9 protein-coding genes are annotated in these 11673 nt (G+C 57.1%); 3 read left to right on the forward strand and 6 right to left on the reverse strand.

Annotated features, from left to right (window positions below; translation table 11 throughout):
• Window positions 1-93 precede the first annotated feature (93 nt).
• Entirely contained in the window at window positions 94-1332 is a 1239-nt protein-coding gene (locus tag WD071_RS14240) for a sorbosone dehydrogenase family protein (protein WP_368049064.1), read from the reverse strand.
• A 354-nt stretch (window positions 1333-1686) separates the two neighbouring features.
• Here WD071_RS14240 and WD071_RS14245 point away from each other — a divergent pair, with 354 nt between their 5' ends.
• The 3 genes from WD071_RS14245 to WD071_RS14255 all read left to right on the forward strand — a co-directional run bounded on the left by WD071_RS14245 (window position 1687) and on the right by WD071_RS14255 (window position 5755).
• Window positions 1687-2040 carry a hypothetical protein gene (locus tag WD071_RS14245; protein ID WP_368049065.1) on the forward strand — a complete coding sequence of 118 codons (354 nt, stop codon included), beginning with the start codon at window positions 1687-1689 and terminating at the stop codon, window positions 2038-2040.
• Between the two features lie 404 nt (window positions 2041-2444).
• Window positions 2445-3506 carry an ABC transporter substrate-binding protein gene (locus tag WD071_RS14250; protein ID WP_368049066.1) on the forward strand — a complete coding sequence of 354 codons (1062 nt, stop codon included), beginning with the start codon at window positions 2445-2447 and terminating at the stop codon, window positions 3504-3506.
• Window positions 3503-5755 carry an ATP-binding protein gene (locus tag WD071_RS14255; RefSeq protein WP_368049067.1) on the forward strand — a complete coding sequence of 751 codons (2253 nt, stop codon included), beginning with the start codon at window positions 3503-3505 and terminating at the stop codon, window positions 5753-5755. The genes WD071_RS14250 and WD071_RS14255 overlap by 4 nt, the downstream gene beginning before the upstream one ends.
• A 74-nt stretch (window positions 5756-5829) precedes the next feature.
• Here the strand turns inward: WD071_RS14255 and WD071_RS14260 are convergent, their stop codons facing one another.
• From WD071_RS14260 to gntA, 5 genes are all read right to left on the reverse strand, one after another.
• Window positions 5830-8391 (reverse strand): chemotaxis protein CheB, encoded by a 2562-nt coding sequence (locus WD071_RS14260; protein ID WP_368049068.1) that lies wholly within the window; start codon window positions 8389-8391, stop codon window positions 5830-5832.
• An 18-nt stretch (window positions 8392-8409) separates the two neighbouring features.
• The gene (locus WD071_RS14265; RefSeq protein WP_368049069.1) at window positions 8410-8997 is read right to left on the reverse strand and encodes a PAS domain-containing protein; all 588 of its coding nucleotides are present in this window, start codon (window positions 8995-8997) and stop codon (window positions 8410-8412) included.
• A gap of 42 nt (window positions 8998-9039) precedes the next feature.
• On the reverse strand, window positions 9040-9774 hold the full coding sequence (locus tag WD071_RS14270) for a Crp/Fnr family transcriptional regulator (RefSeq protein WP_368049070.1): 735 nt from the start codon (window positions 9772-9774) through the stop codon (window positions 9040-9042).
• A gap of 116 nt (window positions 9775-9890) precedes the next feature.
• Entirely contained in the window at window positions 9891-10892 is a 1002-nt protein-coding gene (locus tag WD071_RS14275; RefSeq protein WP_368049071.1) for a chemotaxis protein CheB, read from the reverse strand.
• 27 nt (window positions 10893-10919) lie between these two features.
• Window positions 10920-11633, reverse strand: coding sequence for a guanitoxin biosynthesis heme-dependent pre-guanitoxin N-hydroxylase GntA (gene gntA / locus WD071_RS14280; protein WP_368049072.1), 714 nt, complete (start codon window positions 11631-11633; stop codon window positions 10920-10922).
• Window positions 11634-11673 lie beyond the last annotated feature (40 nt).

The raw sequence follows: 11673 nt of genomic DNA on the forward strand, positions 1-11673 counted from the left end.
GAGGCAATACGTGCGCCAAAGGCACAAGTATTGCCTCCGTCCCCATTCTTTTTGCCAAGGGCAAAAGTATTGCCTCCGTCCCCATTCTTTTCCTTATCGAGGTGTAATGCGCAATATCCGATCCGGCCGCTCACGATGCTCCGGCGTCATCTGCCGTCCGTCATGATTGCTAGTCCCTACGTAAAGCGCCCCATCCGGTCCTGTTGCCAGCGCGCGCAGGCGGCCATAGACACTGTTGCCCTCACCATCATTGAACCAGCGCTCCATGCTTGTGGGTCTGGTCGGGTCAGCCGCATCTTCAAAACGAATACGCATCAGATTCTGCCTGTCCTGGGGCTGGAACCCCAATACAGATACAAAAAGGTCGTTCTTTAATTCCGGCATCAGGTCGCCGGTATAGAACATCACGTCTCCAGGCGGAGAGGAAGGCACAAAGGTCAGGATGGGATCAACATAATCCGGTGAGCCGATGGCACCCACCATGATCGGCCAGCCGTGGTGACGACCGCCTTCCAGCACGATGATGCGGTCGTGGGCCATCAACTGGTCTTCGCCCGTCGGGCCGTGATCACCGGCAAACAGATTGCCTGTGCCTGGCTGCCAGCTCAGGCCATGCGGATTGCGCATGCCGTGTGCCCAGATCGGATTGCCCGGCCAGGGGTTATCTGCCGGTACGTCGCCTTCCGGCGTGATGCGCAACACGGCGCCAGCCAGATCTTCCAGATCATCGGAACGCTGCCGCTCAAAGGCATCACCGGTCGCCACATACAGCATGCCGTCATCACCAAACTGCAGTGTGCCGCCGCTGTGGCTGCCGCCGCGTTCCTGCGCTGCCAGTTCATCGTACAGGATCGTTTCCGCACCCGCGCGACCACTGTCTTCGGTGTAATAACTGATGCGATTGTAGGGGCCATCGTCAGTCATGTAGGTGTACATGACATACACTCTCGGATCTGAAGGGTAGTCGGGATGGAAAGCCAGACCGGTCAGACCGCTTTCACCCTGGAAGAATATGCGGTCTTCAATGGACAGCCATGGCTGCGGATCCATCACCCCATCGGCGGAGATGATGCGCACGCGGCCGGGCCGTTCGGTGACAAACATTCTGCCATCAGGCGCGAACTTGATGCTCCACACAACCTGAAGGTCAGTGGCAAATTCCTCTACCTGATAAGCGTCTGGCGATTCAATCCAGGTGATCTCCGGCATGGGTGGCAGCTCGCCACGAATGATTTCGTCCTGTGCCGACACTGCCATGGACGTTGTGGTCAGCAGGGCGCTGAGCATTGTCGTGGCAATTGTCTTATTTATCTTGAAGTTCCAGCGTTTCATAGTGACGTCCCAGTACGTGAAGTTTCAGCGTTTCAGTATAGGGCTGGTGATTTCATGCGTCACGTCACTCTGCCGCACGTTCACTGCCATGTATCTCGTTGATGATTCAGTTGTTGTTAAGTCGGGTCATGCATCATTGATCGTTGCCGGGTTGGCGGATTTTACCAACAGGTGGTCATTGCCGGGAATTTACGGTGGCTTTGGCGATGGTGATTTTCACCACTTAAAAATAAATGGATTATAAAACAATATGATAGAGCTTGTTTTTGGTCTGGCACGAAATCTGCATTCGCCTTGTCATGACACGTGCAGGTGCAGGTGGAACATTTAACAATAACAGGAGTAATAAACCGCATGATCAGATTTATCGGATTGGGTTTGGCGGCAGCACTAATGACGGGCTGTCTGTTTGTTGTGGATTCGCGTGAGAGTATCGGTGATCAGCAGTGGAGTGAGGGGGAGCTGGACCGGGTGGAAATGGGCAGCACCAGTGCGGAGTGGATTCGCAGCAATTTTGGCAGCCCGGATCGTGTCAGCACTTATGAGAATGGCCGGGAGGTTTGGCGTTATCGCAATACCTCGGAGTCGGAGTCGGAGATAGGCCTGTTTCTGATATTCAAGATTGATATCGAGCGTGAGTCGGCGGAGACGCTGGCGCTGGAGATAAGCGATGGGGTGGTGACGGATTATTGGGTTGAGAAGCGTTAAGGAAGGAACTCACCTTTAGTGTCGGGGGGCTGCACTTGCCCCGGCACTTTTTTTATTTTGTATGACCGGGAGAGCGGCCCGGGTAGCGGGTAGCAGATTCAGCCCGACCGCCTCCTTTCACGGATCACCCGGCGGGGGGGAACTCGACCTCGCGGCTGTGCCGCTCGGGACTCGAACAGTCCCGCCCGCTGATCGGGTGATCCGCAAAAGGAGAAGCGCGGTCTGATTGGGCTGGATGCTGCTACCCGCTCCCCGGGCCTTGTGCCAGCCTGCAAGATTGGTGTGGTTGCGGTGCTGGTGTAATGCCCTGATCCGGTGCAGTATGCGCTGGACAAATTTTCGTGCCTTCTTTAATCTGATCGGATGTCTCCCGGGCAATCCCGCGAGGGAGGGGAGTGATCACGATGAAGAGGAAAGGAGGCATCAATCGCACCGGCCCGGGATTGTGGTATGCCGGGTTTCTTATCATCCTGATTTTCACGCAGATGTCAGCCGCTGACCAATCCAGCCCTGACGCATCGATGGGTGACCGTCCTCTGGTCATTTCCGGCTCCACCTGGATCACAGATACGCCGACCCGGATCGCTGCCGCCGCAAACCTTTTTGAGTCCTCAACAGGTCCGTTCATCCGCGTCGAGCAGGGCGATTCGGGGAAGCAGTCATTGGAACGGCTGATGGCTGGTGATGCCGACTTTGCGCTGATGGCGTCGGTTCCCCTGGCGATGGCGCTGGTGCGTTTACACCATGAAGTGGCACCTGCTGAACGTTGGCCGGTGATACTGGCCTCCGTTGGTCTGTCCAGCCGTACCCATCATGTGATCGCTGATGGCAGCCGTGGCATAGAGCAGCCCGACGATCTGGCCGGTCATGCACTGGGGCTGTTGCCTGACAGTTCGGCGCATTTTGGCTGGGATTATTTTGCTGCACTTCATGGCATTGACGCCGATGTCGTGCAACTGGTGGAGGTCCGGCCCGATGAACTCGCCGCAGGACTCGCGGCCGGGCGCTTAGGTGCGGCCGTGGCCTGGACGCCGTTCAGTGAACAGATCATGGCACAACTCGGCCCCAACGCCCGTAGCTTCCCACTGCAGGGATTGGACACAGTGAGTTGGCTGCTGGTCACCCGGCGCGACGTGCTTGCGGCACATCCGGAGGCAGTGGATCGTATATTGCGAGGTTATGCCGCCGCGATCGATCTGTTGCAAACCGAACCGGGTCGTGCCGCTGAACTGCTCGGTCTGGCGCCCGACTGGCAGCAGAATCAGGGCGTGGCCTGGAAGCTGACACTGGACTGGCCGGTGATTGCCAACATGGAAAGCAAGCTGCAATGGAGCGCGCAGCGGCTGGGAGTGGCGCCCGTGCATTTGGGGCCCGGACGTTACATTGCGCGTGAACCGCTGGAGAATTTCCGGCCACGAGCGGTCGCATTGCCGCTCTGGGTCCCGGTGGGGCAGACTGAACAATGACATTGCGACAGTTGGCCAACACCATTCTTGCCGCTGCGCTGGTTGTCGCAACCGGCGTTACGTTAACCGGCTTCGTGATCTGGCAACAAACCAGGAACAGCCTGAACGACGTCGAAACCCTGTCGGAAGCACGAGAGGGCGCATTGCGGATTGATGCGGCCATCCGCTATCTCAGCCAGATCCGTCTGGAGCCCGATATCCTGCGCGGACTGGCGTTGCAATCCCGGCGCCTGACCGCATTGCTGGAAAAAGAAACGCACCCGCAAACGCCCATTACGCGCCTGCACCTTGATGAGATTGAAATGCTGGCGAACAGTGTGCTGGCCGAACTGGAGACCGGCACTGCTGCCGCGTTGGACCTGGCGCCCCTGACCGAGCAGATGCGCATTCATGAAACCGGCGCACTGGATGCGCTCAGCCTCATTATTGCTGACCGCAACCGCGACATTGTGGCGAGACTTCAGCAATCACTGGTGCTGTTGATGCTGATCGCGCTGGTGGTCGCTGCACTTGGGTTTGTTGCCTTCTGGGTATTCTTTCGCCGCATCCTGCATCCACTGCAGCATTTTGCGGACGGCGTCCGGCGTTTTGGTGACGGCGATGACTCGCTGCGTATCGCCATCAACGGCAATGATGAACTCAGCGACGTCGCTGGTTTGTTCAACAAGGCCATGGAACAGCGCGCAGCCTATCAGCAGCAGTTGCGGGAACGGATCAAGGAACAACACTGTCTGTACGCAATTCTGCAAGTGACCACAGACGATAAACGGCCGGTAACCGAGGTCTGCCGGGAGACTGCGCAACTGATTCCGACCGGTATGCAGTATGAGGATGCGGCAATGGCGCGCATTCATCTTGCTGATCAGGTGTTCGCAAGCAGCAACTGGACTGACGCCAGCGCACGAATCATCAGCCCGATTCGGGTCGCAGACAAAGAGGCCGGTCAGGTCGAGGTCGCATATGCGCGCCGCCTGCCCGACCAACCCGGTGGTGAAGGGCCATTTCTGGCGGAAGAGCGGACATTGCTTGATTCGATTGCGATGCATCTTGCGCGCATGCTCCAGGACCGGCAGGTCCGAGAGAACCTGGCGCGCAATCAACGCCTGCAGGCCGTGGGCGAACTCACAGGGGGTATCGCGCATGATTTTAATAATCTGCTGACCGTTATCCAGGGCAACGCCGAGCTGCTTGAAGAGCAGTATCGCGAACGCGATACCGACACGGCCGAGCTGGCAGGCATGATAAACACCGCAGCGCATCGCGCGGCCGAGCTGACCCGGCGACTGCTGGCATTTTCACGCCGCCAGGCCCTGGAGCCACGTTCGACCGACGTCAATCAGCTGATCAGGGAAATGCGGCAGTTGCTTGAGCGGACCTTGCGCGAACATATGGAACTTAAGTTCACCTTCAGTAGCGAGCTCTGGCCGGCGCTGATCGATCCTGCCCAGCTTGAGACCGCGCTGCTCAACCTGATTGTCAACGCGCGCGACGCGATGCCCGATGGCGGACAGCTGACCATTGAGACCGGCAACGTGCAGCTCGATGCCGACTACGCCATGTCGCGCTCGGAGGTGACACCGGGGGACTACGTGATGGTGGCGGTCAGTGATACCGGCGCAGGCATGGCATCGACTGTTCTGGAACATATATTCGAGCCATTTTTTACCACCAAGGATAAGGAGCGCGGCACGGGTCTGGGGCTGTCCATGGTCTACGGTTTTGTCAAACAGTCCGAGGGCCACGTCACTGTTTATTCCGAGCCCGGCGAAGGCACCACGGTGCGGCTGTACCTGCCGCGCGCTGCGGGGGTGGCAGAACCCAGGGAAAAACCGGGGTCCGAGCAGGTGCCTGGCGGTGACGCTCATGTGCTGCTGGTGGAGGACGACGCGCTGGTACGCAGCTACACCCGCGATCAGCTTACTGCGCTTGGATACCAGGTGCGGACAGCGCGCAATGGAATCGAGGCGAAGGCAACTCTTGAAGGTGATCTGCCCATCGATCTGCTGTTGACCGATGTCATCATGCCCGGTGGTATCAGCGGCCACGATCTGGCAAAACTTGCCGTCGTGCTCCGGCCTGGCCTGAAGGTGCTGTACATGTCCGGTTACACTGAAAACGCCATCGTCCATCACGGACGCCTGGACCCGGGCGTGAGTCTGCTCAGCAAACCGTTCCGGCGAGCGGATCTGGCGAAAAAAGTGCGGGAGGTTCTGGACGGCACAATGCCTGACAACCTCGCACGGAGATAGCACCTGCTACTGACCGACAAACCTTGCGCTGGAAAGGTGGCGAGGGCAACAATTATTCTGTTGCTGGTGAGGCGTCACGCCTTTGAGTCATCTCGCAGGGACTGCTCCAGATTTTTGGTATCGGTGATGTCTACCATGGTGATCACCACGCCATCGATAATGTCATCGATGCGATGGTAGGGCATGATGCTCACGGTGAACCAGCGATCATCACTGGTCTGCACCTGTTTTTCCGACACCTGCAAGGTGCGCAGGGTCTCCCTGGCATCCTCATCCATCGCCGGATACTCCAGGATGGAAGACAGCTCGCTTAGCGGGCGGCCAATGTCATTTTCGCGCAGGCTGACTATTTTTGCTGCTCGGTCAGTATACCGTCTGACATGCAGCTGTTTGTCCAGGAACAGTATCGCAATCTCGATGCTGTTGAGTACATTTTTCATATCACTCTGAGCCAGCGCCAGGTCGTCCAGCTTGGACAGCAGCTCGCTGTTGATGGTTTGCAGCTCCTCGTTCATCGACTGCATTTCTTCCTTGGAAGTGGTCAATTCTTCGTTGGCCGACTGCAGTTCCTCATTGGCTGATTGCAATTCCTCGTTGGCCGATTGCAACTGTTCCCGGGTGGATCGGGCTTCTTCGCGCAGCGCCAGGATCTCATCGTGACATTGTTCCAGTTCAGTCTCATATGCAGTTGTCGGCGTGACCTTGTCCTTATTCTCGCTGGCCGGGAGAAGCGCGCGGTCACGGAAAACCACCATTGTCATGCCGTCCAGGGTAGACGGTGTATGCAATGCCTGCACGGTGACATCTACCGGCTGCGGGCCGTTCGGGGTTTCCACCTGCAGCGAACGCAGTTGTACAGGTTCTTGACTGGTCACGGCCAGTTTCAGCGCGCCTGCGATAGCTGACCGCAAGCCGCCACGTGCCATGGCATGAAAATTCCAGTTTGCCTTGCCGGCAGCAGGCTCCAGATATTTGCCCGTGCGTCCGCTGATGTAAACGATGTCCCCGTCACTGTTAAGCACAACCGCGGGGGGAGCGTATACCTGCAGCAAGACATGGTCAGCGGCTGCCTGCAAGTTGTCATTCGGTGGATCGAAATATTTTCTGGTTGGCACGGAGCTCTCCTTTGACGGTATTACCAGCGGGGGCACGGAATTAAGCAGCAACTCGGGGCCGCGAGCAGAATTCCTGCCATATCGCCGGTAAAGACGCTGCCTTGAGTCGATAGTAGCAAACAGATCCCCTGACCGCCCGATGGTCTCGGAACTGCCCAGCATCAACACGCCGCCATCTCGCAGGCAGTAGTGGAACAAGGGTATGAGTTTTCGTTGAAGTTGTTGATCAAAATAGATCAGCAGATTTCGGCAGATGATCAGGTCAAGCCGGGTGAACGGTGGATCCAGGATGACATCGTGCTGGGCGAACAACACCATATTGCGGAGATTTTCATGAATCCGGTAGCCGTTCTTGGTCGGGGTGAAAAAACGTGCCAGCCGCTTCGCAGACAGATGGTCTTTGATCGTCGCCGGAAAATCGCCGCGCCGCGCCGCGGCGATGGCATCCGGATTGAGGTCGGATGCAAAGATCTGCAGATTTAAGCCATGGAGCTGGGGAAAATCGTCCATCACTTCATGAAACGCCATGGCCAGAGAATAGGGTTCCTCTCCTGTCGAACAGCCAACGCACCAGGCGCGCAGTTCTTGTTCGTTTGAACGTGCAGTTAGCAGGGTTGGCAAAGCCGATTTGAGCAGAATTTCCCAGGCCTGTTTGTCCCGGAAAAATTCGGTTACGCCGATCAGCACCTCTTTAAAAAGCAGGTCGACTTCCGATGAATTTTGTTCCAGAAACGTCACATAGTCAGCCATTGAGGACAGTCGGTGTACCGCCATACGCCGTCCGATTCGACGATACAGAGTGCTGGGTTTGTAGAGTGAGAAATCATGCCGGGTCTGTTGTTGCAGCAGTGTCGCGATACGTCGCAGTGGTGCCGGCGCTGGCGCCTGCAGCGACTTGTCAGAGGACAATGCCGGTTCGTGGCCGACATAGGACAAGAGACGCGCCGGCAGTTCGTCCGCTTTTGCAATGATATCGGCACAGCCTGCATCAATAGCGCTGCGTGGCATGGCATCAAATTGCGCCGAATCGAGGTCCTGCACCAGTGTCAATCCGCCCACCGCCTTGACGGCCTGCATACCCGCGGTGCCGTCGGATCCCATGCCGGACAGCAGTACGGCAATGGCGCGATCGCCCCGGGCACTGGCCAGCGAGGAAAACAGAACATTGATTGGCAGCCGCATGCCACGGCGCTCGGGGGGCAGCGACAGCTGCAGTCGCTCGTCGACCACGCGCAGTTCCGTGTCTGGTGGAATGACATACACCGTATCAGGTTCAATAGGCATGCGCTGCCCGGCTTCGTGTACCGGCATCGACGTGATGCGCTGCAGCAATGCGGCAAGCAGGGTTTCATGGGTGGGATCGAGATGCTGTACCACGATATAGGCCATACCGCTGCCAGGTGGCACGGCAGAGAGGAAACTCTCCAGCGCTGCCAGACCACCCGCCGAGGCACCAATGCCAACAATGCGAGTGACTGCTGCCGACGCCTTATTGTGGTCGCTGGGACTGGAAGACATCATGCACCACCGGCTCTCGACTCAGGATACCCAAAACAGCAAACTATCAACTGGCGCCATCGAGTGCCCGGACAAGGTCAGTTTGACGGTTTCGTTTTCCCGCGTGCCTGCTTCTAACTCACAGCTGACGGACTGCTCTCCGGTTTTTATTTGCTGCAGCATGTCACGCCAGGACGTTTGATTTTCCGCCTTCAACAATGCCTGCAACGCCTGCCCCATGAGTTCATCATGCGGGATGCGCAGCAGACTGGCTGCCGCAGGGTTGGCCTCCATAATGCGGCCGTCCAGGGTCGTCACCAGACATGCATTCGGCATTTTGTCGAACACGGTTTTGTAAAGCGCCAGCTCGCGGCTTAAGTTGTGCTCGCTGTTTTCCAGCTCTTCGCGCTGCAGGTCAAGCTCGACCTGATGGACCTGCAATTCCTGCAGCAGTCTTAGCGCGTCACTGCTGCGAGCGGGATCACTTGCCATCTCAAACAGCAGAGACAGTGCCTCCCTGTCCAGTGGTATGCCACCGGCCAGCGGCGCTGACCCTTTCCTGAGTGCGGTCTCGGCAGTGTGCCGCAGAATCATCGCCCGTTTATCAGATGCTTTGGTATAGCGCGACATGAACAGTCTCCGGCGTTGTAGGGCAAGAACCTCTGCTACCTTTTACGCGGCACAGGAATGATTCAGCAAGCGGTCAGTTTCCTTCTTCACAACAGCATAACATTCGCAACTCTGGCACTCCAGCGCCGCCCGATCCAGCACGTCAATCTTGCCGCGACTGTAGGCAATGACACCCAGCTTTTGCAGCTTTCCCGCAGCGTCGGTAACGCCTTCGCGTCGCACCCCCAGCATGTTGGCAATCATTTCGTGCGTCATCATCAGGCGATTTCCGGGCACCCGGTCAAGGGCCATCAGCAGCCGACGGCTTAACTGCTGCTCAATCGTATGATGCCGATTGCACGCTGCGATCTGCGCCATCTGGGTAATCAGCGCCTGAGTGTAATACAGCAGCAGCCTCATAAGCCTGCCATGGAGATTGAATTCGGTCATCAGTATGCGGCGCGGCAGGGTAAAACCTCCCCCTGCGCATAGCGTCACTGCCCTGCTCGTCGATCTGCCTGACCCCATGAACAGGGAGACTCCCAGCACACCTTCACTGCCAACGGCAGAGATTTCCGCGGTGGCACCGTCGGGCATGACTGACGTCAGTGAGATGACGGCATCGGTGGGGAACAGGACAGTCTGAATCTCTTTGCCCGACTCATAAATGACATCACCCTGGCGCAGATGGACAAATTTCAGGTGAGGCTGCAGGCGCGCCATACTGTCCGCCGGTAGGGCGGCGAGCAGGTGATTGGCGTGCATCCACTGAGTGCCAAGCGGCATTGGAGTTGCCATACGGGTGTCCTTTTCCCGTGAATGAAACACCACGGTACAGCCCTGTCAGTGCACCGCACTGTGCGCTGGCGCGCTTTCAGGATTCAGCAGGGACTTGCAGCAACCTTTAACTGCCCTTACTCCGGGGTATTTGAAGCTTCATCGGAGGCCTTCAACATGGCACGAATGCGCTCAATATGGACCTGAGAGTCTTTAGCCCGCCGCGAGAAGATCGAGGGCGCACGCGTGTTCTGGTTTTTGCTCATGGTCACCATCAAATTCTGGCGCTCTTCAAACATACGCAGTGCCACCCACAGCGTTTCCTCTATCTTGACGGTTTGCTGGGCCAGCAACACCAACGCGGTGAACGCATGACCCGTGTGACAACGATAGCGTTGAATGTCTCCCTCGGCCATTTGCCACAGCACCCCGCCGCAGTCCGGACAATTGTAGGGTGCCTGCTCGCCGAGCGCTTCAACGGCAGGTAAATCACTTACTACCCGCTGCGCAATGCCGGCCTCGATCATCAGGTCGTCAGGGGCTGGCTTGTTCTCCGGCAACTCTCTGCTGACAAGTTCAGACAAGAGGGCACCCATTTGCGTTATCGGCAAACAATGATCAGCGCCCACATTGTTAATGACCGATTGTGGCATATCCGGGTACGAGGCATCCGCCGGGTCCTGCGCAATACACACGCCTCCACAGCGCTTGATCGCCACCATGCCACTGGTGCCGTCATCCAGGTAGCCGGTCAGAATGATGCCTATCACCCGGTTGCCATAGGCCACTGCAGCAGACCGAAACAGGGGATCTATGGCGGGCCGTGACCGGTTCTCGCGGGCACCTTTGGTGACCAGAATGTTGGTTTTCACCACCAGCATATGATGATCGGGAGGTGCCAGGTAGATATAACCGCTTTTAAACACCAGTTCATCGGTCGCATGTATGCAGGTCAGGTTGCTGCTGTTGTTCAGCACTCTGAGCAACGCCTCCCCGGTGTTGTCTGCACTCATATGGTTGACGATAAAAACCGGCGCCGGAAAATCCGCTGGAAGTTGCGCAACCAGTTTTTTTAATGCGTCCATGCCCCCGGCAGAGGCACCGATAACCACGAGCATTGGATTTCTGATTTCATTCATTGTGCTTCTTCCTTGCAACGTCGCTGATCATTGCTTCTCCCTGAAATCAAACGGACACTGCCAGTTGGGTTCGACCTCCCGGCCACTGTACTGCCTGGCTTCACTCTCGTCGCCGTACTCCGCCAGGTTGGGGTTCAGCGACCCTTGCAACTCGATGTCGCGAGACCGGGTAGCCGTTTGCATCTTTTCAAAACGTCCGTCTGCCTTCAGTTTATTGAACTGACGGTGGGAATTGAACACCAGTACAGGATGGGTAAACTGCCTGGCCAGTCGCGACGCATGCGGGTGCAGACCGATCAGAAAAAATGGATGCCCGGCCAGACTCAGGCTGAATTGCGGGCTATTGGTATCATTGCTGACATCCTCTGCAGGCAGATAACCCGCACGCACATCCAGTGTGTGCAAACGCCACAACTGCGTCCACAATGATGATTCAAAGTGGCGTTCAGTCATATCGATGGGGCCTGCGAAAATGGCGACATAAGAATGTACTGCGTCATCGTCGTCAGCAATAGACTCTATCCTGGTAACAAACCGCGACAGACCGTCAAAAATCACCTGATCATTACTGGGATCACCCAGGACACCAAACTCGTGTGTTTCAATCGCGTCGCGGGTCAACGCGAATCTGGCGCCGACACAAGGATAGGTATCACTGCCGATAAACTGCAAAAAACTGTCGCCCAGATCCGGATTCGGTATGGGGTTGGTGTCAGGCGCGCGGTGAGCTTGCTGTCCCATTACATTCTTCTCTTGACTGATTGCATGTTGAGAAGAAAGG

The organism is Pseudohongiella sp., from assembly GCF_040877505.1.
Classification (GTDB): Bacteria; Pseudomonadota; Gammaproteobacteria; order Pseudomonadales; family Pseudohongiellaceae; genus Pseudohongiella.